The organism is Pseudoalteromonas sp. SWYJZ19 (assembly GCF_015864375.1).
GTDB lineage: Bacteria > Pseudomonadota > Gammaproteobacteria > Enterobacterales > Alteromonadaceae > Pseudoalteromonas > Pseudoalteromonas arctica.
This window is the reverse complement of sequence record NZ_JADYXI010000001.1, coordinates 422,917-447,167: the sequence shown is the minus strand read 5'-3', so window position 1 is coordinate 447,167 and position 24,251 is coordinate 422,917. Positions and strand designations below refer to the sequence as shown.

Genomic DNA, 24,251 nt, shown 5'->3' with positions numbered 1-24,251 from the left:
ACGAGTGAAACGTTATATTCTTCCAGAAAAAAGAAAACGGCCCAAAAGTAGGACCGTTCGAATTTCAAAAACTCGGTACACCATTAAGTCAAAGCATGCTTAACTGAATGGTGTTAACCTAATCGGTGGCTTTTGTGTGTTTGGTTACTTTAAGCCGTGCTTATTAGAACTTCATTTCTATTTTACCGTACACGTAGCGTCCGTTAAATCCATACGGTGAGAAGCTAGAGTAAGCAAATAAACGTGAGAAGGTTGTTACATCGTCAACATTTTCACGGGTGGCGTCTGGGTAAACATCAAAAATGTTATTAGCCCCTAAGCTCAGCGATATGTTTTCGCTAAGCGAGTAGGCTACATCTAAGTCGGTTATCCATTTAGGCTTAAGCACTTCGTTACGTTCTGGGATATCTGAAGGGTCTTGAGTTTCACCGTAACGCGTTGTTCTAAGCGTTGTACGTATGTCGTCGTTAGTCCATGTTGCGCTTAAGTTGTACTTATTACGCGGCGTGCTTACTTCAAAACGACGCAGCTCAGTGCCTGAGAACAAGTTGTCTTGATCAAACCCTGCACCTTGAAGCTCTGCTGGTGGGTCGATAATATTTGTTACTTCATTTTTGCCGTAGTTGTAACCTAGGTTAAAGGCTAAATCGCCATAACCATCAGTTGCTACATTATATGAGGCAACCACATCAACACCACGGGTTTTACTGTCAATTGCATTTAAGAAGAAACGACCTTGGTTAGCGCCTGTGCCTTGAAGTAAATCGGCAATAGCAGTACCCGATAAGTTGTTTGATAGCACAATGCGGTCATCAATTAATATTTGGTAGTAATCAACCGATAAGCTGAAATTAAAGTCGGTAGACCATGTAAAACCAACGCCGTAGTTTGTTGCTTCTTCTGCATCAAGGCCAGGTGAGCCCAGTGCTTTTGCTACATCGCTGCTTGGTGCGAACGTACCTGTTTCGGTTGGTTCGCCATCAACAAATACAGTGGCCACTGAGGTAAAGTATTGCTGCTGCAAAGAAGGTGCTCTAAAACCAGTAGATACAGAGGCGCGTAATGCTAGGTCTTCAGTTAATGAATAACGAGTTGCAATTTTACCGTTAAGTGTATCGCCAAAGTCTGAGTAATCTTCATAACGGGCGGCAACCGCTAAATTCCAATCGTCGGTTAGGTAGGTTTCAAGGTCTATATACAAGCTCACGTTATGGCGGCTATTGTCGCCCTCAGACTCGGGTGTAAATCCCGGAAATACTTGTGCGCCCGCTGCGCCAAATGGGCCATCAACAGGGTCGGTTACTGCGCCGCCTGGGCCAAATGACCCTTGTGCATATGATGCTTCTTCGCCTGCATCTATTTGGTATCCTTCGCGGCGATACTCAGCGCCTACAGCGACACTTACTGAACTTTCTAAAAAGCTGACGTCTACTTCGCGGCTAAAATCAACGTTTAAGGTAAGTTGATCGTAAGTAAGGGTGCCGGCATCAAAGCTTGTTTGGCTAGTAGGACCATAAGAGGTATTTAAGCTATTTATAACACCAAACTCGAATGCATCTTGACCATATACGGCCGACACATCATAATTCCATTCACTTACAAAACCTTTAGCGCCAAGTGCCAGCGAAAAGTCATCTATATCTGAGGTGATAACAGGTAAAAAGCCATCAGGATAAACTTCTTCTATATTACGGCTATCGCTTGCACGGCGATAAAAACCGCCGCCTTCGCCTTCGCGTTTGCTGTAAGAGCCAAACGAATATAAATCTACTTCGTTTGTTAATTGATACCCCGCGTTATAAAACACTGAAAAGTCTTCTACATCGCCATTACCAAAGTTATGGTTATATCGATTTACGGTAAGTTCACGTGGGTCAAGCGCGCCATCTACTGAACCGTCATCTATGCGTGCGTAGTTTTCACGGTTATCGTAGTCTGAGCGGTTAGTTGAATGGCGGTCGCGGTATTCTGTTGAGATGTTTAAAAAGCCATTATCGCCAAGCTCAAAACCCATATTACCTTGCAGCGTTAATGTTTGACCATCGGTTAAAGAGCGATCGCCCCCTTCGGTAAATGCTAAATTACCATCACTGCCTTCAGATACTGATTTTAGCTGTGGTACACCGTCCATTTCGGTTACGTTAGCACCATATATAGCCGCAACTGAACCACCGCTGCTGGCACTTTTAAGTACAATATTAATAACACCAGCTATAGCGTCAGAGCCATATTGCGCTGCTGCACCATCGCGTAATACTTCAATACGGGCAATAGCATTTGCAGGTATCGCATTTAAGTCAACCGATGATGAACCACGACCCGTTGAGCCATTTAAGTTAAGTAATGCGTTGCTGTGGCGGCGCTTACCATTAACAAGCACTAAGGTGTGATCGGGTGCTAAGCCACGAAGCTGAGCGGGACGTACATGGTCGCTGCCATCAGTAAGTGATGCTTGTGGGAAGTTAAAGCTGGGTAATAAACTGCTAAGCAGGGCATTCGTTTCAGTAAAGCCTGAGTTTTTAAGTGCATCTGCACCAATTATATCGATGGGTACTGCGCTGTCTTCTACTGTACGGCCTAATCGGCGAGAGCCAATTACGCTTATTTGTTCGATGTTTTCTTCTGCTTTAGTGTCTTGCTCTGCAGCATTTACGCAGAGCGAACCAAGTAGTGCAGCAGACGCGCTCATTGCGAGTAATATTTGTGGTACCGATTGCTGTAATTTAAATAACGGTTTTCTATTCATGCTGTATTTCCCCATACCCATTGAATTATTTTAGTTTTGTACAAAAAGATTAAACCTCTTTGTTACCTTGAACATATACTTAATTAACAAAGTCAGTCAATTGAATAACATTCAATTAATTTAGGTGTTTTTATAATTACATTTGGTTGTTTTTTATAATGAGCATTGTTTTAGTTATATAGCGAAGGTGATTGCTAAGTAATTGATGGGTAATGAATTATATTTAAAAGTTAAATTTAACGTTTAATTAACTGGTAAGATGAGATTGATGGTTTTAACTAATTACTAGTATGAGGGCGTTTCTATTGGGCTGTGACTAGGTGGGTATTAAGTTACAAGTATTACTAAAAAAGAAAAAGATAAAGTCGCCCACCAAATGTTAATTAAATTAACATTTGATGGGCGTTTTATATTTTATGTCCTGTTTATTAGAACCTATACTTTAAAACATGAAGCAATTTTGTTTTTATAAGCAATTGGTATAAAAAAAGAGTGCTAAAAATAGTGTTAAAATTTAATTTTTCCAACAAGCATATCTTTAAACATTACCCAATCTCCCCATAAACTGTAAAAAGGGTGTTTAAAAGTAGCAGGGCGGTTTTTTTCAAAAAAGAAATGCCCGATCCACGCAAACCCATATCCAATAACAGGTAATAGCCACAATAGACTGTATTGTTGTTTTATTAATGCTATTGCGATTACAGCAAGAACAAGTGTACTTCCTATAAAATGTAAGCGGCGGCAAATCACGTTGCGGTGCTCTTTTAAATAATAAGGGTAGAAGGCTTTAAAGCTTTTAAACGTGAGGTTTGTACTTTGCATAGTGTGCTCTTTTATTGTTTTTTATTTTAATGAGGGTCGTGCTATTAAAGCGTAAGTTTACATTTGTTTACAGCGATAAATGGCGCTTAACGCATCTAAATAGACAAAAGGGCTAAAAGTTAATAACTTAGGCGCACTATTAATAAATAAGAATGGAACTCAGGATGTTTAAACACACTCTAGCATGTGCTGTAATTGTAGCGCTTAGCGGCTGTTCAGAGCCAACTAATACGGTAACTCAAGAAGAAGTAAAAGCACCAATGAAGCAAGTTAACGCAGTTATATACCCAGAAACAAAAAAAGGCGATATCGTAGACACCTACTTTGAAGAAGCGGTTAGCGACCCATATCGTTGGCTTGAAGATGACATGAGCAGCGAAACTGCCGATTGGGTTAAAACGCAAAACAATTTAACGTTTTCTTATTTAGAACAAATACCTTATCGCGATAAGTTAAAGCAGCGCCTTGAAAAACTAATGAACTACGAAAAAATAGGCGCTCCTTTTACTGAAGGCGATTACACCTATTTTTATAAAAACGATGGCCTGCAAAATCAATATGTTTTGTACCGCAGTAAAGATGGCGGCGACGTTGAAGTATTTTTAGATCCAAACAAGTTTAGTGACGATGGCACGACGTCTATGTCGGGTTTATCGTTTTCAAAAGATGGGTCATTACTCGCGTATCAAATATCTGAAGGTGGTAGCGACTGGCGTAAAATTATTGTTATTGATGTACATACCAAAGAGCAAGTTGAAGAAGCGCTTGTTGACGTTAAATTTAGTGGCATAGATTGGCTTGGCAACGAAGGTTTTTATTATTCAAGTTACGAAAAACCTAAAGGGAGTGAACTTTCGGCTAAAACAGATCAGCATAAAGCGTATTACCATAAGCTAGGTACTGCACAGTCTGCTGATAGTGTTGTATTTGGTGAAACTGATGAGCAAAAACATCGCTATGTAGGCGCTGATGTAACCCATGACGGCCACTACCTACTTATTTCGGCAAGTACGTCTACTTCAGGCAATAAGCTGTTTATAAAAGATCTAACAAAAGAAAACAGTGAGTTTGTAACGGTTGTTGGAAATACTGATTCAGATACATCAGTTATTGATAACGAAGGCAGCAAGCTGTTTTTAGTTACTAACCTCAATGCACCAAACAAAAAAGTAGTGACGGTTGATGCAAGTAACCCAAGCCCTGAAAATTGGGAAGATTTAATTCCTGAAACCAAAAACGTACTAAACCTTACAAAAGGTGGCGATACCTTTTTTGCCAACTACATGGTTGATGCGATTTCGCAGGTAAAACAGTACAACAAAAAAGGCGAGCTAATTCGGGAAATTACATTACCAGGCGTGGGTACTGCACGTGGTTTTGGCGGTAAGAAAGATCAAACAACGCTTTATTATTCATTCACTAACTACAAAACACCAGGTACTACTTATACGTTTGATGTAACTACGGGTGAATCGGGTGTTTATCGTAAGTCGGCTATTGATTTTAATAGCGATGATTACACGTCTGAGCAGGTGTTTTACACATCAAAAGACGGTACTAAAATACCGATGGTAATTACTTATAAAACAGGCATTAAGCTTGATGGTTCAAACCCTACAATTTTATACGGTTACGGTGGTTTTAATATTAGTTTAACGCCAAGCTTTAGCCCCGTTAATGCTGTATGGCTTGAGCAAGGTGGTGTGTATGCCGTTGCTAATATTCGCGGTGGTGGTGAGTACGGTAAAGACTGGCACAATGCCGGCACTAAATTGCAAAAGCAAAATGTGTTTGACGACTTTATTGCGGCTGCTGAGTATTTAAAAAATAAAAAGTACACCTCTAAAAAACGCTTAGCACTTCGCGGTGGCTCTAATGGTGGCTTATTGGTTGGCGCTGTAATGACGCAGCGTCCTGACTTATTTCAAGTTGCTCTACCTGCTGTAGGCGTACTTGATATGCTGCGCTACCATACATTTACTGCGGGCGCTGGTTGGGCATATGACTACGGTACGAGCGAGCAAAGTAAAGAAATGTTCGAATACATAAAAGGTTATTCACCACTTCATAATGTAAAAGCAGGTGTTGAGTATCCAGCCACTATGATCACAACTGGCGATCATGATGACCGTGTTGTCCCTTCACATTCGTTTAAGTTTGCCGCTGAGCTTCAAGCAAAGCAAACGGGTAATAATCCAACGCTTATTCGCATAGAAACCAATGCGGGGCATGGCGCAGGTACTCCAACGAGTAAAACAATTGAGCAGTACGCTGATATATTTGGTTTTACGTTATATAACATGGGCGTAGAGTCGTTATAAAAGCGCTTTAACAAAATAGCTAACTTTAATAGCTGAGCAAAAAGGCCGAGTAAATTTAATTTACTCGGCCTTTTTAATGTTTGTTAGTAGTTAGTAGTTAGTAGTTAGTAGTTAGTAGTTAGTAGTTAGTAGTTAGTAGTTAGTAGTTAGTAGTTAGCTATTGCATAGGTGAAAACAATCGTTGATACGTTTTATAAGCGTACTCGTCGGTCATTCCGCTTAAGTAATCGCAAATTATACGCATACCTTGGTTTTGCTTTTGTGCTTCTATGTATTGTGCTTGTGTTGTTTCGGGTAATAAACGCAGCGGATCGCTAGCAAACGCGGTAAATAACTCTATTAGTAAGTTTTGACCTTTAAACTCTATTTGCTGCATTTCGGGGTCGCGTATTAAACGTTGAAACACAAAATGCTTAAGTATTTGCAATACACTGTCGTATTGGGCATCTAATTTAGCGGTGTACTTTAAAATAGGGCATTCAAAGTTATCGTTTTGAATATCTAAATGTATATGAATAATAAAGGTATTAACCAGCTCACCTATGGCATCTTTTCGCTCATAATCATTTTTTGAAAACAAACGCTTCGTGAGCGACTCAAGCATGGTGTTTAACCAGTCAAAGTTTAGTGCTTTTAAATGAGGTAGAGCATGAGTTTGCCAATCGTCTAGCGTAAGTACATGGGTTGCAATGGCATCTTCTAAGTCGTGTACGGCGTATGCTATATCGTCGGCATGTTCCATTATGGCGCTATCGAGCGATTTATACGTTGTTTTAGCGCGGTACTTATCAATAGCGGCATGGTTACCCAGCAACGTTTTATCGTTTTGACTCAGTGGTTCTACTATCCAATTAAATATGGCTGCATCGTCGTTGTACAACCCTTTGGCAGGTCGCCAATCATCTGCTTTTATAAATGCACGACCGGTTGTATCGTTGGGAATGGTATGCCATAGCGTATTAATAAACGCGGGGTATTTTATAAAACCTAATAAAGTACGACGAGTTAGGTTCATACCGTGCCCGTTACTGTAGGGCTCAAGTTTTGCAACTATGCGCAGTGTTTGTGCGTTACCTTCAAAACCACCGTGATCGCGCATCATGTAATTTAGCGCTATTTCGCCACCATGGCCAAAAGGTGGATGGCCAATATCGTGCGCCAAACACAGTGTTTCTAGCAGTCCGGTTGATGGAAAGTGCGTAAAGTCGCTATGTTGCGCTTTTAAGTGGCGCAATATGCCAGTACCAATTTGCGATACTTCTAAAGAGTGGGTAAGGCGAGTGCGGTAAAAGTCGTTTAGGCCAATGCCCATAATTTGGGTTTTAGCTTGCAAACGCCTAAATGCAGCTGCATGAATAATACGCGAACGATCGACCTGCCACGGCGAGCGGTTATCGTTAGGACGATGTTTATATTGCTCTATTATTCGGCTTTGCCATTGTTTATTCATACTGCTTACTCACACATAGTTAATATTATTAAACTTTGCCCAGTATACCCATGGACTTATAAATTGCGAATGAACAAATGCACTACATAGGCTCTGTTTTATCTAAAATTCAAATACACTGCTGAAAATTCAACCGTAAAAGGTCATCAAACCCCAGTTATTCGCGTTTATAAAGTGGCTTAGGTATAATGCGCCTTCGTATGCTTGTGTATTAACCATGCATAGCTGTTGTTTCAAAGAGAGAATACATGTTAAAAACGATTTTTAAGCTTTTACTAACCGTGTTTTTTGTATGGGCGCTTGCATATCCGTTTATACAAAATGATGATGTTGATTTAGACGAGCAAACGTCAGAACAACCAAAAAAAGTGAAGAAAAAAGAAAAACCATTACATAATGTAAAACTGCCAAAGTTTTCAGAATTTAGTGATGTTAAAGAAAAAAAACATGCATTTTTTAGCTTTATTCGTCCGCACGTTGAAGCCGAAAATAAAAAAATATTACAGCAACGCGCTAAGCTCGAAATAGCACGCATGATGTTACAAAACGAATTACCTTTAGAAAAAAAGCAAAACAAAGATATTGCTAAAATTTTAAAGTCGTATGACTTACCAACCACAGTTGATACGCTAATACTTACGCAAGCACTACGCCGTGTTGATATAATTCCTAAAGAATTAGCGCTTATGCAAGCTGCAAACGAATCTGCATGGGGCACTTCGCGTTTTGCGCGTATTGGCCTTAACTTTTTTGGTCAGTGGTGCTACACAAAAGGTTGTGGCATGGTGCCAAAACGCCGTAATACCGGGGCTGCGCACGAAGTTGCTGCGTTTAAATCGGTAAGAGCTGCTATAAACTCTTACTTTAAAAACATAAATACGCATCCTGCTTATAAAGATTTGCGCGCAATACGTGAAAACTTACGTCTTGAGCAAAAACCAATTTTAGCGACTGAACTTACACATGGTTTAATGTCTTACTCTGAGCGCGGTGAAGCGTATATAGAAGAGTTAAACACGATGATTAGCCAAAATAGAGCCTACTTTGATGAATAAATACATTTTTAATTGTACCAACGCTATTGTGTTAGTGCTGCTGAGCATCAGTGCATTTAATGTAAATGCGAGAGAATTTGTGATGTCGTATGACGGTTTTTACGACCGCTTAAAAGTTGTTAACAAAGGCGATTTTCAATATGCGCGAGTTAACTTTTACATTAGTGATATTGGTACTAATGAAACATGTGCGATTAAAAGCGGTACTATTTTAACCGAAAGAAACGAGTATCCACTTAACTTTACCGATAAAGCACAATTACTATTGCCGTTCGATAAGCAGCTTGATACCGATAAAGCGGTTATTGTAGTAGAGCCGCTCAATCCTGTGCACGATTGCCAATTAAAGTTACAAATAGAAGCAAACGAACTTGAAGGTTTAGCATTTTCAAAGCAGTCGTTATATACCATTAACGAAGAACTTGATGAACTATTAACTGATTTGTCGGGCTTTTTTGTAAGTAAATTAATGTGGTTTTTATTACCAGAGCAAAAGGGCGTAGCAGTTACATTTAAAAGCCCAATGCAATTTGATGATGAAAATATAACGTGTGAAAAGTCAGTGTGTTATTTTGCAGTTGAAGATAGCTGGGAAGATGATAGCGCAGTGCTTGGCGATATATCGAACGTTATTAAAGTAACGCCTTGGATTGTTAAGTAGCTCATATATAAAAAGCGGCATTTAGCCGCTTTTTTTGTACCAAAATCAGTACTCGTTTTTAGCCTTTAGTTTTTATTTAATAAGTGGTGCTGATGAATCGCGCTGCATTAAAGTAGGTTCAAAAAAGCGATTTATAACGAGGTTTTTATTTTGATATACGTCTTTAAGCACTAATTTAGCTGCCATTTCGCCCATTTTCCCGACCGGATTATCTATGGTCGTGAGTGTAGGGTATAGGTAGTTTGCAAAAATAACGTTATCAAATCCAACAATCGATAAATCAATTGGTAAGTTATAACCGTGCTCTCGTGCATACTTCATAGCACCGGAGGCCATTTCGTCATTGGCGCATACCAGTGCAGTAAAGCTAAGTTTTTCATCAATAAAATGTTTTAAGCCTTTACTACCGCCAGTTTCGTTAAAGTCGCCAATATAAAAAAGCGTAGGATCAAATTTAACACCAGCCTCTGTAAGCGCTTGTTTGTGACCTTCAAGTCTATTAAATGCATCGGCTTTAAACTGCGGGCCTGCAATATACGCTATTTGTGTATGGCCTTGATTTAATATAGATTTAGTGGCTAGGTAACCACCTAATTGATTATCTAGACTGATACAGTTGTCTTTTAGTTGCTCTACGTAACGGCTCATTAAATAAACGGGTGTAGAGCCTTGGCTTAGTTTTATTAGGTAGTCGTCTGAGACGGCTTCTACGTGCAAAATAATGGCATCGCAGCGTCTGCTAATTAAAAACTCAATGCCTTCTTGTTCTTTGTCTTCTTCACTGTGTCCGGTAGTAATAATAACGTGTTTACCCGCAGCACGAAGCTCCGACTCAATGCCTGCCATCATTTGGGCAAAGAAAGGACCATGTAACTCAGACACTAAAATACCGACACTGTTAGTACAGTTAGAGGCTAAAGATTGCGCTATTGAATTAGGCTTGTAGCCAAGCTGCGCCATAGCATCAAGCACTTTTTGTTTAGTTTTATCGCTTACACGGGTATTTTTGTTCATCACGCGAGAAACGGTGGCTAACGATACGCCCGCAAGCTCTGAGACTTGATAAATTGTTGCCATGTTATTTGTTCACTCGCTTATCCTTAACTACTTCGGCTAAATAATACCTTAGAGTATATATCTTAACTAGCTGTTAGTTTAGATTGAATATTTTCAACAACCTGATTAGTCAGTGTATATTTTTTCATTATGTAGGCAACAAATAATGAGCCAAAAGCAGGTAGTACAGTGAATGACAGTAAAATACCGTGTTGGGTATCAAGAGTTTGTACTGCATCGGCCTGATAACTGTAAAAAGATAATAACCAGCCTGCAATTGCGCCGCCTACAGCTACGCCCATTTTAATAAAAAATATGACGCCTGAATAAACTAAACCCGTAATGCGTACACCTGTTTTTTCATGCCCGTAATCTATGGTGTCGGCCATTTTTGCCCACAACAACGGGGTTGCCATATCTAAAAAGAATTTCCATAAAATAAAGGCAGTAAATGCGAGTACTAATTGATCTTTACTAATAAAGTAACTAAAACCACAAATAGCGGCGGCAATAACTTGTAAGCTTATATAGGCCTTTATTTTACAAAAGCGCTTTGCGAGTGGTTGAGCTAAAGCACAACCTACCATGCTGGCTGCAACACCTAGCGTCATAAATAAGGTGATTAAATCGTCTCGACCTAAATAGTATTTTACGTAGTAAACAGCAAGCGTAAGCCTTAATACTTGCCCGGTAAGTAAAAAGAATGCAGCTAAGCAAAGTGTTCGCCATTGATCGTTTTTAATTAATGCTTTAACACTTTGGGCAAAAGGAATGTTTTGCTCTTTAGGCTGTTGTATACGCTCTTTTGTGCCTAAAAAACAAAGTAAAAACAGTACAAAGCCTAAAATGCTCATTGCAGTCATTGTGTATTGATAGCCCTTTGCTGCATCGCCTTGGCCAAAATACTCAACCATTGGCATAGTACAACCCGCTACTATAACGCCGCCTAACATACCAAATACAAACCGGTAAGACTGAATAGTCACGCGCTCCTTTACATCAGCCGTAAGTACGCCGCCCAATGCACAATAAGGAATATTGATAGCGGTGTAGACAACCATAAGCAGAGTGTAAGTAGTAAAGGCATAAATTATTTTATCGGTGCCTTCTAAATCGGGCGTAGTGAACGCTAAAATACTAATAATGGCAAAAGGGAGGGCAAGCCAAAGTAAGTAGGGGCGAAAGTGCCCCCAGCGCGTATGTGTTTTGTCAGCAAGGTTACCCATTAATGGGTCGGTTACGGCATCAAAAATACGCACTGCTAAAAACATAGTACCTACAACAGCAGGCGATAAACCCACTACGTCTGTGTAGTACAGCATTAAAAACATCATAACTGTTTGAAAAATAATATTACTGGCGGTGTCGCCTAAGCCATACGCTATTTTTTCTTTTACACTGACCATGATTATTTATCCCGCTTTATACTTGTTTTTAGTTATGGGTATACTTTTATCTTTTAGAGATGAGCTCTTTATAAGCTAAGCCACTATTTTTAATGGTGCGTTGCTGCGTCTTATAATCTACATACACAATACCAAAACGTTTTAAATAACCTTCTGCCCACTCAAAGTTATCCATTAAGCTCCAAGCAAAGTAGCCATGTATAACAACACCTTGTTCAATCGCATTATGAACCGCATTTAAGTGATCATTATAGTAATTTAAACGATCTAAGTCGTTAACTTCACCATTATTATATGTATCGGGCATGGCTGCGCCATTTTCTGTTATATAAATAGGCGGTAGGGTGTATGTTTTGTTAAGCGATACGAGCAGGTCGGTGAACGATTGCGGATAAACTTCCCATCCCATATCAGTCAACGGACCTGTAGGTGCAATGGGTTCATAAATGTCAGTAGGGTGCGCTTTATAAATTTGGCGGGTATAAAAGTTAATGCCTAAGTAATCAATTGGCTGAGAAATTAATTCCATATCACCAGGGTGTATGTCTGGTAAATGATCGCTTGGTAGTTGGTTAATTATATCCGGGTATTTACCATCCATTATTGGTTTCATGTACCACTGATTTAAGTAGTCATCAGCGTATTTGGCACTGTCTATGTCTTGTTGATTATCGGTAAGTGGATATGCGGGTGTAAAGTTAAGCACAATGCCGTTTTTAGTATTAGGCGATGTTTTATTTAGCACGCTCATAGCCAGACCATGAGCGAGTAGTAAGTGATGAGCTGCTTTTTTACCATACTGCTTGCCTACTAGACCTGGGGCATGTATGCCAATTTCGTAACCTAAAAACGCGCTGCAAAAGGGTTCGTTTAATGTAGCGTACGAATACACTCGTGTTCCAAATGCGTTAGTAATTAGTTCTACGTATTGCTCAAATGCATAAGCTGTTTTTCTGTTGAGCCAGCCGCCTTCATCTTCAAGGTGTTGCGGTAAATCCCAGTGGTACAAAGTAACAAAGGCTTTTATATTTTTTCGTTTTAGCTCATCTAAAATATCAGTATAAAACTTAACGCCTACAGGATTTAACTTTCCGTCTTGAGTCATCACGCGAGGCCATGAAATAGAAAGCCTGTATGCATCAACACCTAGAGACTCTATTAAATCTATGTCTTGTTGCCAATTATTGTAATGATCGCAGGCAATATGACCATGTGAATTGTCAGCAATTTTACCTGCAGTACTACAAAAGGTATCCCAAATACACGGTAAGCGATGCTCATATCCGCCCTCTATCTGAAATGATGCTGTAGCTACACCATAAACAAAGTCTTTTGTTAATAGAGGTGAATTAAATGGTAATGATATTTTTGTCATTGGTTACAAACCTTTTTGAGAACTTAATTGCACGCTTAGCGCTTATTTTTACTGACTTTCAGCGGGTACAAAGCATTATTAAAAATAAAAGTTGTTGAAATATGTAACATGTTCGTATTTAATTAGCTGTGAAAGCGCTTACATTTTTAGATTAATGTTAATTAATCTTCAGGTCAACTCTTAAATACTGCGCCTTAGCGGGGTTTGTATTAATTACTTACTGAAGATCAATTTATAATAATAAATTGCGGAGAGCACATGGCTAGTTCAGCACCACTGACATCACACACACAGTCGCAAAACCACCAAGATAAAAACTATGGTTTTGCACTTACATCTTTAACTTCACTGTTTTTTATGTGGGGTTTTATTACTTGCTTAAATGATATTTTGATTCCGCATTTAAAAGCGGTTTTCGATTTAACGTATGTACAAGCAATGCTTGTGCAGTTTTGCTTTTTTGGCGCTTACTTTTTAATGTCACTCCCTAGTGGACACATTGTTAAAAAGCTTGGTTATAAAAAAGGAATCGTGGTTGGGCTTTTAATTGCGGCAGTAGGGTGTGTCTTATTTTACCCAGCAGCGTCTTTACATAGTTATCCTGTATTTTTATTCGCTTTATTTGTACTTGCCAGTGGCATAACGTTATTACAAGTATCTGCAAATCCTTATGTAAGTTTGTTGGGTTCAGCAAAAACAGCGTCGTCTCGTTTAACGCTTACTCAAGCTTTTAACGCGTTAGGTACTACGGTTGCGCCATCATTTGGTGCTCTGTTAATTCTGGACTCAGCGTCAGAAGCCTTTTTAACACCTGCACAAAATGCAGAGTCAGTTCAACTTCCTTACCTCCTTTTAGCTGCAATGCTTATTTTACTAGCCGGTATTTTTGCATGGCTTAAATTACCAGACATTATGAGCGAGCAAAAAGAAGCGGCTAAAAACTCAGAAAAAATTGAAGGCAGTGCATGGCAATACCGTCACCTAACATTAGGTGCTGTGGGTATATTTATGTATGTTGGCGCAGAAGTGGCAATTGGTAGCTTTTTAGTAAGCTTTTTAGCGCAAGAACATATTGCAGGACTAAAAGAGCATGCTGCAGCTCATTACATCACTTATTATTTTGGTGGTGCTATGGTTGGGCGTTTTATTGGTGCTGCTGTAATGCAAAAATTACCCGCTGGTAAAGTACTTGGCTTTAACGCGACCATGGCTATTATCTTAGTCGTTATTGCCATGAGCACGTCAGGTCAATTAGCAATGTGGTCAATACTATTGGTTGGTTTATTCAATTCTATTATGTTCCCCACTATTTTTAGTTTAGCGTTAAATGGGCTTGGTAAGCATACCGCTCAAGGCTCTGGTATTTTGTGTTTGGCGATTGTAGGTGGTGCAATAGTGCCACTTTTACAAGGTGCACTTGCTGATAGTGTGGGTGTTCAACTTTCGTATGTTTTACCTATTTTATGTTACATATTTATCGTGTTCTATGGTTTAAGCGGTAGCAAACCAGTTCAAGCGCAGGAGACTCTATAATGAAAACCCCTTTTACACTTAATAAAATAGCCTTAGCAACATTAATTGCATCAGTAGGTACTTTATCGGCTTGTTCAAACGACGCAGTGACATCGGTTGAAAGTAATGAAACGTTATCTAAAACAGCGCAAATTTGGCCAAAACTTAATATTGCTGTTAAAAAAGATGCCGATATTGAAGCTAAAATAGTTAACTATTTAAAAGCAATGACACTTGAGCAAAAGGTTGCTCAAATGATTCAGCCAGAAATTCGTGATATTACCGTTGAAGACATGCGTAAATATGGCTTTGGTTCATATCTTAATGGCGGTGGTGCATTCCCTAATGGCGACAAACACGCAACACCAATGGACTGGGTAGCCTTAGCAGAGAGCTTTTATCAAGCTTCTGTTGATGACTCACTTGATGGCAGTAGTATCCCAACTATGTGGGGCACCGATGCAGTACATGGTCATAATAACGTAATTGGCGCGACGCTTTTTCCACATAACATTGGTTTAGGCGCGGCTAATAACCCAGATTTAATAGAGCAAATAGCGTCTATTACCGCAGTAGAAGTAATGGCTACGGGGATAGATTGGGTATTTGCACCCACTGTAGCAGTAGTACGAGACGACCGATGGGGCAGAACGTACGAAGGCTATTCAGAAGATCCAAAGATTGTTCACGATTACTCAGCAGCCATAGTAAATGGCTTACAAGGTAAAGCCGATGGCGACTTTTTAAGTGACAAGCGTGTAATTAGTACCGTTAAACACTTTATTGGCGACGGTGGCACGGTTGATGGGGATGATCAGGGAAATAATATAGATAGCGAACAGTCGCTATTTGATATTCATGCCCAAGGTTATGTAGGTGGCTTGTCTGCAGGTAGCCAATCGGTTATGGCATCGTTCAATAGCTGGAATGGCGTTAAAAATCACGGCAATAAATATTTACTTACTGATGTATTAAAAACACGAATGGGTTTTGATGGATTCGTAGTAGGCGATTGGAATGGCCATGGGCAAATTGAAGGCTGTACTAACGAAAGTTGTGCACAAGCCGTTAATGCTGGCCTTGATATTTTCATGGTCCCAACAGGTGCCTGGAAGCCTCTTTATAACAACACAATTGCGCAAGTTAAGTCAGGCGAAATTAGTATGTCGCGTATTGATGACGCAGTGAGCAGAATATTACGCGTAAAACTTCGCGCTGGTTTATTTGATAAACCAAGCCCGGCTAAGCGTCTTTACTCTGGAAAAACAGAACTTATTGGCGCGCAAAAGCATCGCGAAGTCGCACGTCAAGCTGTGCGCGAATCGCTTGTATTACTTAAAAATAAAAATAACCTATTACCTATCGAAGCTAATCAACGCGTACTTGTTGCAGGTGATGGTGCTGATAATATAGGTAAACAGTCGGGTGGTTGGAGTATTACGTGGCAGGGGACTAATAATAAAAATGCTGATTTCCCTGGAGCAACGTCAATTTACAAAGGGCTTGAAGAACAAATATCTGCAGCAGGTGGAAGTGTTACTTTAAGTGCTGATGGTACGTTTGATCAACGTCCTGATGTTGCCATTGTTGTATTTGGTGAAGAACCTTACGCAGAAGGGCACGGCGATAAAGATAACCTTGAGTTTGAGCGCGGAAATAAAAAGTCATTAGCACTTTTAAGCTCGCTAAAAGAGCAAGGTATCCCTGTTGTATCGGTGTTTATATCAGGTCGACCTATGTGGGTTAACAGCGAACTTAACGCATCTGACGCGTTTGTAGCTGCATGGTTGCCAGGTACAGAAGGCGCAGGTATTGCTGATGTTTTATTAAAAGCGGCAGACGGCACCATTCAAAATAACTTTAAAGGTAAATTATCGTTTTCTTGGCCTAAATCAGCGGTACAAACTGCAGTTAATAAAGGCGATGAAAATTACGACCCATTACTCCCTTATGGTTTTGGTTTAACGTACGGCGATAAAAACGTATTAGCTGACGACCTTGATGAAGACTCTAAACTTGATAACTCAGGGCTTACGAGTATGGATATACTTGTTGGTGCACCTGTAGCACCATGGCGCTTATTGTTAAAATCGGGCAATGAGCTTTTAGATGTATCGAGTAGTACTCATGAATTTGGTGCAATTAAATACCGAACTGAGGACAAAATAGTACAAGAAGACGCTCGCCAATTTAGCTTTAGCGGTGCAGAAAAAGCCAGTGCTGAAATAGTAACAAGCTTTGCAGAAGATACCATTGCCTACGTTGAAGCCGATAGTGTGATTAGCTTTGATATTAAATTAAACGAAGCACTAACGAGCGATATAGCACTTGCTATGACTTGCTCGGGTGAATGTGGTGCAAGCATTGATTTAGCAAACGTAGTGGATAAAACCATTGAGAATAAATGGCAGTCAGTATCAATCGATTTAGGTTGTTTTGCTGATAAGGGTGTTAATTTTGCAAACCTAACAAGCCCATTTAGCTTACGCAGCAATGGTAAAGCATCAATTTCTGTGGCTAATATTCAGTTTGTGCCAAATAAAGCAGGCGAAGCTACACTGTCTTGTAAGTAGTTTATTAACTCTATTGTGTGTATACCAAAGCCCTTCGAATGAAGGGCTTTTTTTATGTAGAGGTTTAATACTAACCTGCATAAATACTTGAGCTAATTGATATAACTAAAAAGGAACAAGTCACTATAAATACAAAGGGTTACCACGTTTTTATAGGAAGAACCTTTTTTATAATAGCTTGTAAAATAATTAACACTGCATTAAGAGGTTTTTTTCGTCAAAGCTAACTACTTTATCTCTGCCGGTTTCTTTAGCAAGATAAAGGCGTTTATCAGCCAACGACAGTAAGTCTTTTACACTCATTTTACCATTTACAGAGTGACTCACTCCCGCGCTCACAGATAGTTTTATATGCGCGTTTTGATAATAAAACGGATGCTTAGAAATATTTTCACGTAAGTGCTCTGCATATTCTTTAGCTGCTCGTAGGGAATAGTCTGGTAGTAATATTGCAAATTCTTCACCGCCTATTCTGGCGCAAATACCCTCATCAATAAATTGCTCTTTTATGTGCTGCGCAATCCATTTAATTGCTTGATCGCCCGTGTCATGGCCGTACTTATCGTTTACATGCTTAAAAAAGTCGATATCTAGAATAATTATAGATACATTTATATCATTGTTATTAGGTTGTTTAAGGACTGCTTTGGCGTTATTAAAGAAACCTCTGCGATTAAATAACTGTGTAAGAGAGTCAGTATTGGCAAGGTTCGATAGCGTGTATTCACTATTGGAAAATAACAAAAATGGCAGTATAAGAGCACTCAGTGTGGCTAATAGTAAATGACTAATAAGCACAATTTGCAAAGGGGTTGCTACATCTTGAATACTCGAACTAAGTACCGGTATTGATAGAAATATAGCATTTAAAAACATAACTCCACTGTGCACTAAAAAGCAGGTAATTAACGCCTTTTTCTGGGCTTTAGCAACAAAGCTCATGCTTTTGATTAAATACGCTGTGTAAATAAATAATCCGGCAATTACTAAACTCGTTAGCATTTTTGCTGCACCGAAAGGATAAATTGCCAATAACAATAAGCTAGAAAAACCAAATATGCAGTAAAGAGGCATTAAGCTAATATTTTGTACTTTTTTGTATTTATATAGTCCAACAATAATTAAAAGTGGGCTAGTAATCATTGAAACACTAGCTAAATAGTGGGTTATTAAAGGAAGATCTATGAATAAGCGCAAACATGCCAGTATTTCGGCTAATGCAAATGTGGCACAGGCTAAACCAAATAATAAAAAAGATGTTTGTTTTTTATATTTATAAATTGAGAGAAAAAATAAACTTATGAACAAGTTGAGGATAAAAGAGAAGAAGATCACAGTAGGCAAATGAAACATGATTTATTCTCTTTATTATAAAATGATGAAATATATATTTAACTAACTATTGTAATTATTATGTATTAATAAGAAAAGGTCAATTCAGTTAAAAGGATTGCTTTTTCAATTTTTATATTTTACCTCAAGAATTATTAACGCCCGCTAAACCAAACTCTCTAAAGCTGATTTAATATCAGGATGATGAAAACGATAATTATAAACGAGTGCCTTTTTAGGGACTACAAATTGTCCCGTTGTTAGCAAGTCTGACATTTCACCCATTAATAGTTTAAGTACTGCAGTAGGCATAGTGATAAATGCAGGTCGCGATAACGCCTCGCCTAAGCTTTTACCAAATTGAGCATTGCTTACAGGATTTGGCGCAGTTGCGTTAACAGGGCCAGATATTTCTGGATGCTTAATAATAAAAAGTATTAGCTGAATCATATCGTCGATGTGTATCCACGACATTCCTTGCTCGCCATTACCAATCGGGCCGCCTAAACACAATTTAAAAGCGGGTAGCATTTTACTTAATGCTCCACCTTTTTTAGCTAAAACAATACCCGTGCGCAAAAGGCACACTCTGGTGTGTTCTGATTGCGCGAGTAGCGCTGCATTTTCCCAGTCTTTACAAAGCTGGTGGCTAAATTCGTCGTGTGGGTTTTCAAAAGTTTCATCAATAGGGTTACTATTTTGTCGACCATAAAACCCAACGGCGCTTCCAGATATATAAGTATGCGGGGCAGTGCTACAAGCTTTAATAGCTTCACTAATTTGTTGTGTAACACCAATACGGCTGTCGCGTATTATTTGCTTTTGTTTGTCGCTCCAGCGTTTATTTACAATAGGTTCGCCAGCTAAATTAATAATAATATCAACAGTGTTAAAATCTACTGCATTGACATTGCTTACGGCTTTAACTTTATGGCCCAATAATACGTTTGCTTTAGTTGGATTTCGGCTAAGCACAGTAACAGTATTATGATGAAGTAAAAAAGGGCATAAGTGCTTACCAATTAATCCCGTCGCGCCAGTAACAAATACATGCATTATTAATCCTTACAATAAAATAGTAGCAAGTGATTAAAAAACATACTCGCTAGCAAACAGCTTTGCAAATTTATACGTAAAACAGGCTTTTATGATCACTTCGTAATTATTTCATTTAATTACCTTTTGCCTTACACTAAAGCCATATCATTAATAAAAGGATTAATAAATTGGCAAGTTTAACTGGAGTAAATAAAAGCTTAATAGTTTTTGCTTCCTTAGTGGTCGTACTCGCGGGGATAAAAGCGGCAAGTGTAATTATTATTCCGTTTATTTTGGCGGCGTTTATTGCCATTATTTGTAATCCGCTTATCAAGTTTTTTGCGCGCTACCGAATTCCTAAAGGCATTGCTGTTATGTTGGTAGTGCTTATTATAGTTGGCTTAGGTGTAAGCCTTGGCGGGCTTGTAGGGCAATCAATAAACGATTTTTCGCAGCAACTTCCTGAGTATAAAACACAACTCAAAGAAGAATTTGTATGGCTTGTAGATTTAGCATCTCAATACAACATACTGATTAATAAAGAACAGTTAATCAATATGTTCGACCCAGGTAAAATGGTTGATGTAGCCACTAATATGCTCACCGGTTTAGGTGGCGTAATGGCAAACATGTTTTTAATTATTTTAACCGTTGTTTTTATGTTGTTTGAAGGGCCAATGCTAAGCAAAAAAATACACATGGCACTTGAAGATCCCGATAGCAAAATGAAGCAAATTGACCGCTTTTTAGAGTCTATTAATTCATATCTGGCAATTAAAACACTAGTAAGTTTAGGTACGGGTATTATTGCTGCGTTTTACTTATGGATTTTAGACGTTGACTACTTTGTGCTGTGGGGGGTATTGGCATTTATGTTCAATTACATTCCTAATATTGGGTCAATTATTGCGGCTGTACCGGCTGTATTACTTGCGCTTATTACTCAAGGTCCGTTAATTGCGGGATTGGTTGCTGCAGGTTATTTAACAATAAATACGGTAATGGGCAATATTGTAGAGCCTAAGTTTTTGGGCAAAGGGCTGGGCCTTTCAACATTAGTGGTATTTTTATCATTAATATTTTGGGGCTGGTTATTAGGTACTGTGGGTATGCTTTTATCTGTGCCATTAACTATGATTGTAAAAATAGGCTTAGAAGCCAGTGCTGAAGGTAAGTGGGTTGCCACTCTACTAGGCAGTGGCGAAGACGTTGCTAAAAATAACTAACATTTATAACCATCAAGGGCTGTAAAATTAAAGCCCTTGATGGTTAAGTTATCAGTAAATACAGGGCTATTAATTAACAAACAATTTAATAGCGTCATCCACCGCGTTTATTGCGCCTTCTAAATATCCAGCTTCTTGTTTTGCAAACTCACTCGCTACAAAATGAATGTTCAAGTTATTTAATTGCTCATCTAAGCCTGAAAAATCAAATTCTGGGTGCTGCGAAGGCTGAGTTTGATCGTCTCTATTAGCTACAAACTTATCGTCTGCCCAGTCTTTAATAAAATACCCCGTTGCCTTTTCAGCATCTTTACCATAAAAGTAGCTAAGCTGCTGGGCACAGGCTTGAATTAATTGCTCTTTAGTTACTTGGTTTCTTGATAAGTAGGGCACACCTATAAAGCCAAATAATGCGGCGTAATTGCCATCTTCAGCACTGGCATCGTGAATTTCGACCATTGGGCCTACGCGACTAAAGCATTGTCCTGATAAGTTTTTATCACGCCAAAATGCATGTTCAAAAGTAGCTATAAATTTGGCTTGTCCTGCCATCCATGTAGGTACACTACTAAGGCAGTTTATGAGCGTTGGAGTAGCCCATAGTTCAGGTGTTAAGTGTGTTGTAACCATACGAGCAGGAATAGCTGAAATTAGTTTTTCAGTAGTAAGGTGCTTTATATTACCTAAGTGATTAACCGTAATTTGCCAGTTATTATCACCTTTTTTAAGCTCAGTGACATTGTGTTCCAATAACACTGAATCAGGATTAAGTTGCTCGTATAAGGCAGTTATTAAGGTATTCATGCCGTGTTTGAGTCTAAATAGTTGCATATCTCCAGCACCTGCAATTTGTTGAGGCTGCTTGGCGTTAGGTGCTTGATATAACACATCACCTTTGTTGTATTGCTCAAATATACTTAAGTGGAGTGACTTTACTAAAGCTTGGATTTTTGGTTGGTGAGGAAATATCCACGTAGGACCCAAATCAAAACTAACATCGTTATTTATTGGTGATTGCGCAGCAAAAATTCGGCCGCCTAATTGCGATTTAGCTTCCAGTAATAAGTACTCAATATTAAGCAGTTGTAATTTATACGCACTGTATAAGCCGGCCAGTCCGCCACCTATAATTATTACTGGTTTAGTCATTTGTTTACCTATTAGCTATTTAGCAATCTACTAGTAGGTAGTTTGTTTTGATATGAATAAATTGTCAAGTAGGCTAAAGGGAGTGAGTAAAGAAACGTAACTAGTTTAGTGTGCTTAAGTTACGTTAAAATGGGTGTTTTAGTGATTCTGTAAATTGATTTATAAGCTCTATTTCACAGAGTTTATAGCTAATGGCTGCTGTTGTCGCATTAGGAAGTTTTATTAAGTAACGCCATTGGCAGGCACTCTCAAGGTACTTTTCGTTATTTTTAATGCTGCGCATAAACAACGGCAATACTTGCGTATTGCCTGTGCTTTCTTGTGATTTAGTTAGCTCATATTTGCGCTTTTGTATCCAACTGCCTTGTGCTTGCTTTGCTTTATCAATCTGGCTATCTAGGCATTGAATATACCGCTTAGCTTCATCGGTTGTTGCTTTAGCGGCTAAAGTACATGCTTCATCTGCAAAGCTGTACTGGCTTGTAGTTAATAGCACAATGGCAGTTAGTTTTAATAAATAGTTACTTTTTGTCATTGTAATTAAACTCTAAGATAAATTGAGCGCCGGCTAAGTTATCAGCATCGGTAATGGTAAGCGTCCCGTTATACGACTTAACTAAATCAGATACAATCGCCATGCCTACGCCGTGTCCGCTTTCGTATGTATCGAGGCGAGTACCACGTGTAAGTAAAGATTCACGTTTATCCTCTGGCACACCAGGGCCATCATCGCTAATTCCAATACACAGAGTTTTACTTTGGATTACTTGTATTTCTACTTGCGAGCGACACGCTTTACAGGCGTTATCAATCAAGTTACCGAGTAATTCCATTAAATCTGTTTGGTCACCTAAAAAGTAATCTTTTTCGGTTACGGTGCAGGTAAAAATAATATCTTTATCACGGTATACTTTTGCCATAGCACTGAGTATTGAATCGAGTACAGGCTTAATAGGTGTTTGCTTTTTCCACGTGTCTGATGCACCGGTTGCAGCACGCTTTAATTGGTGCTCGATCATCACATTAATTCGGTCGAGTTGTTCTTGTGCATCGGCATCGTTTGCCAATGGACTTGATTTAAGTACTGCAAGCGGTGTTTTAAGTGCATGAGCAAGGTCGCTTAATGAGGCTCTGTAGCGCTCTTTTTGGCGCTGTTGCGACTCAAGTAGCAAGTTTAGGTCTGCTTTTATTGTTTGCAGCTCTACAGGGTAGAGGCCTTTAATTTCTTGAATATCACCCGATTCAATCGCTTTTATTTCTTTATCGAGTCGTTGGAGTGGGCGAGCGCTCCAAATGAAACCAATCGCCATTAGGCCTGCAATTGCAATCCCCATGATAAACATCCAATCTACAAGGGTTTGCTTAAAGCCATCCATTATACGAAGTAGAGCGTCGTTACGTTTGACTAATATAAAGCGAGCTTGTTCTGATTGATCTATGTTGTTTAAAATTACAGTCAGGCTAAGTTGCCAGTACGCGGTATTATTATACTCCACGCGCCTGAAGTCGGCGGCACCGGCTTTGGTTTCTATTTGCTCTGGTACATAGTTTAAATTTACAGCCGATTCTGAGTTCCAAACAGGGTCATCATCGCGGTAAATCATTGCGTAGGTGTCTGAATTTAATCTGTTTAACTCAGGCGCTAAAATAGTGCTGGGCATAATAATACCATGCTCAGTAAAGTCGACTTCAGATATTAGCGAGTAGAGCTGTGCCTCGAGGGTTTTTTCTGTCGCATCAACAAGTGAAGCGTAATACGCTTTGCCAATTGAATAAAATAAGATAGGGAGTGCGACTAATAAAACAAAGACAAGGATAAATCCTTGCCTTATTTTTAACGATATTTGCGGTATTACCACTGGCTTTTAAGCCTGTAACCACGCCCACGTAGTGTCTCTACTGGGTTTAGTACGCCTTCTGGATCAAGCTTTTTACGCAAACGTAGTACAAATACCTCAATTACGTTTGAATCAAGGTCAAAATCTTGGTCGTAAATATGCTCAGTAAGTTCTGATTTAGAAATTACTTTTTGCGGATTTACCATTAAGTATTCAAGTACTTTATATTCGTAAGCTGTAAGGCTAAGTTCTTTATCATCAACCCATACTTGTTGTGAACGTGTATGAATTTTAATTGGACCCGCAGTCATTTCTGGATTTGCTTTACCAGCACTGCGACGAATTAATGCATTACAACGTGCAATAAGTTCTTCAACATGAAATGGTTTTGTAAGGTAGTCATCTGCACCTGCATCTAAACCTTCTACTTTATCCTGCCAGCGATCGCGCGCTGTTAATATTAAAATAGGGATAGTAATGCCTTGTGCTCGTGCTTTATTGATTAGCTCAATACCGTCTATTTTAGGTAAACCTAAATCAACTACGGCCATATCAAGCGGGTATTCTGTAATGTGGAAAAGACCTGCTTCACCATCGTGACATAAATCCACGCTGTAACGTTCTTTTTCTAAAGCATTACGTAGGTTATCTGCTAAATGTAAATCGTCTTCAATAACTAAAATTCGCATTT

18 protein-coding genes are annotated in these 24,251 nt (G+C 39.1%); 6 read left to right on the top strand and 12 right to left on the bottom strand.

Annotated features, from left to right (window positions below):
• Nucleotides 1-163: 163 nt before the first annotated feature.
• On the bottom strand, nt 164-2,746 hold the full coding sequence (locus I6F45_RS01915; RefSeq protein ID WP_197159534.1) for a TonB-dependent receptor plug domain-containing protein: 2,583 nt from the start codon (nt 2,744-2,746) through the stop codon (nt 164-166).
• Between the two features lie 507 nt (nt 2,747-3,253).
• Entirely contained in the window at nt 3,254-3,568 is a 315-nt protein-coding gene (locus tag I6F45_RS01910; RefSeq protein WP_165727728.1) for a DUF962 domain-containing protein, read from the bottom strand.
• Nucleotides 3,569-3,732: 164 nt separating this feature from the next.
• Between I6F45_RS01910 and I6F45_RS01905 the strand changes: the two genes are divergently transcribed.
• Complete coding sequence (locus I6F45_RS01905) at nt 3,733-5,889, top strand: prolyl oligopeptidase family serine peptidase (RefSeq protein ID WP_197118794.1); 2,157 nt, start codon at nt 3,733-3,735, stop codon at nt 5,887-5,889.
• Between the two features lie 157 nt (nt 5,890-6,046).
• Here the strand turns inward: I6F45_RS01905 and I6F45_RS01900 are convergent, their stop codons facing one another.
• The gene (locus tag I6F45_RS01900) at nt 6,047-7,339 is read right to left on the bottom strand and encodes an anti-phage deoxyguanosine triphosphatase (RefSeq protein WP_197159533.1); all 1,293 of its coding nucleotides are present in this window, start codon (nt 7,337-7,339) and stop codon (nt 6,047-6,049) included.
• A 248-nt stretch (nt 7,340-7,587) separates the two neighbouring features.
• Between I6F45_RS01900 and I6F45_RS01895 the strand changes: the two genes are divergently transcribed.
• Both I6F45_RS01895 and I6F45_RS01890 read left to right on the top strand, forming a co-directional pair.
• Nucleotides 7,588-8,394: a glucosaminidase domain-containing protein gene (locus I6F45_RS01895; RefSeq protein ID WP_007585309.1), complete on the top strand. Its 807-nt coding sequence runs from the start codon at nt 7,588-7,590 to the stop codon at nt 8,392-8,394.
• On the top strand, nt 8,387-9,055 hold the full coding sequence (locus tag I6F45_RS01890; protein ID WP_165727732.1) for a DUF2987 domain-containing protein: 669 nt from the start codon (nt 8,387-8,389) through the stop codon (nt 9,053-9,055). The genes I6F45_RS01895 and I6F45_RS01890 overlap by 8 nt, the downstream gene beginning before the upstream one ends.
• Before the next feature lie 72 nt (nt 9,056-9,127).
• On the opposite strand, the gene I6F45_RS01885 is transcribed toward I6F45_RS01890, so the two are convergent.
• The 3 genes from I6F45_RS01885 to I6F45_RS01875 all read right to left on the bottom strand — a co-directional run bounded on the left by I6F45_RS01885 (nt 9,128) and on the right by I6F45_RS01875 (nt 12,892).
• Nucleotides 9,128-10,132, bottom strand: a complete 1,005-nt coding sequence (locus tag I6F45_RS01885) for a LacI family DNA-binding transcriptional regulator (RefSeq protein ID WP_165726368.1) — start codon at nt 10,130-10,132, stop codon at nt 9,128-9,130.
• Nucleotides 10,133-10,194: 62 nt separating this feature from the next.
• Nucleotides 10,195-11,517: a glycoside-pentoside-hexuronide (GPH):cation symporter gene (locus I6F45_RS01880; RefSeq protein WP_024590902.1), complete on the bottom strand. Its 1,323-nt coding sequence runs from the start codon at nt 11,515-11,517 to the stop codon at nt 10,195-10,197.
• Between the two features lie 46 nt (nt 11,518-11,563).
• Complete coding sequence (locus I6F45_RS01875) at nt 11,564-12,892, bottom strand: GH1 family beta-glucosidase (protein ID WP_197159532.1); 1,329 nt, start codon at nt 12,890-12,892, stop codon at nt 11,564-11,566.
• A 258-nt stretch (nt 12,893-13,150) separates the two neighbouring features.
• Here I6F45_RS01875 and I6F45_RS01870 point away from each other — a divergent pair, with 258 nt between their 5' ends.
• Nucleotides 13,151-14,425 carry a sugar MFS transporter gene (locus I6F45_RS01870; protein ID WP_165721849.1) on the top strand — a complete coding sequence of 425 codons (1,275 nt, stop codon included), beginning with the start codon at nt 13,151-13,153 and terminating at the stop codon, nt 14,423-14,425.
• Entirely contained in the window at nt 14,425-16,977 is a 2,553-nt protein-coding gene (locus I6F45_RS01865) for a glycoside hydrolase family 3 protein (RefSeq protein ID WP_197159531.1), read from the top strand. Before I6F45_RS01870 ends, I6F45_RS01865 begins: the two co-directional genes overlap by 1 nt.
• 189 nt (nt 16,978-17,166) lie before the next feature.
• Here I6F45_RS01865 and I6F45_RS01860 read toward each other — a convergent pair whose 3' ends face one another.
• Complete coding sequence (locus I6F45_RS01860; protein WP_197159530.1) at nt 17,167-18,120, bottom strand: GGDEF domain-containing protein; 954 nt, start codon at nt 18,118-18,120, stop codon at nt 17,167-17,169.
• Nucleotides 18,121-18,474: 354 nt separating this feature from the next.
• Nucleotides 18,475-19,365, bottom strand: a complete 891-nt coding sequence (locus I6F45_RS01855; protein ID WP_197159529.1) for a TIGR01777 family oxidoreductase — start codon at nt 19,363-19,365, stop codon at nt 18,475-18,477.
• A gap of 170 nt (nt 19,366-19,535) precedes the next feature.
• On the opposite strand from I6F45_RS01855, the gene I6F45_RS01850 reads away from it, so the two are divergent.
• Entirely contained in the window at nt 19,536-20,573 is a 1,038-nt protein-coding gene (locus I6F45_RS01850) for an AI-2E family transporter (protein WP_007585280.1), read from the top strand.
• Between the two features lie 69 nt (nt 20,574-20,642).
• Here the strand turns inward: I6F45_RS01850 and I6F45_RS01845 are convergent, their stop codons facing one another.
• The 4 genes from I6F45_RS01845 to I6F45_RS01830 form a co-directional block, all read right to left on the bottom strand.
• Nucleotides 20,643-21,722: a flavin monoamine oxidase family protein gene (locus tag I6F45_RS01845; protein ID WP_197159528.1), complete on the bottom strand. Its 1,080-nt coding sequence runs from the start codon at nt 21,720-21,722 to the stop codon at nt 20,643-20,645.
• A 124-nt stretch (nt 21,723-21,846) separates the two neighbouring features.
• Nucleotides 21,847-22,257 carry a hypothetical protein gene (locus I6F45_RS01840; RefSeq protein ID WP_007585278.1) on the bottom strand — a complete coding sequence of 137 codons (411 nt, stop codon included), beginning with the start codon at nt 22,255-22,257 and terminating at the stop codon, nt 21,847-21,849.
• On the bottom strand, nt 22,244-23,581 hold the full coding sequence (locus I6F45_RS01835) for an ATP-binding protein (RefSeq protein WP_007585276.1): 1,338 nt from the start codon (nt 23,579-23,581) through the stop codon (nt 22,244-22,246). Before I6F45_RS01835 ends, I6F45_RS01840 begins: the two co-directional genes overlap by 14 nt.
• On the bottom strand, nt 23,575-24,249 hold the full coding sequence (locus I6F45_RS01830) for a response regulator transcription factor (RefSeq protein WP_007375447.1): 675 nt from the start codon (nt 24,247-24,249) through the stop codon (nt 23,575-23,577). The genes I6F45_RS01835 and I6F45_RS01830 overlap by 7 nt, the downstream gene beginning before the upstream one ends.
• Nucleotides 24,250-24,251 lie beyond the last annotated feature (2 nt).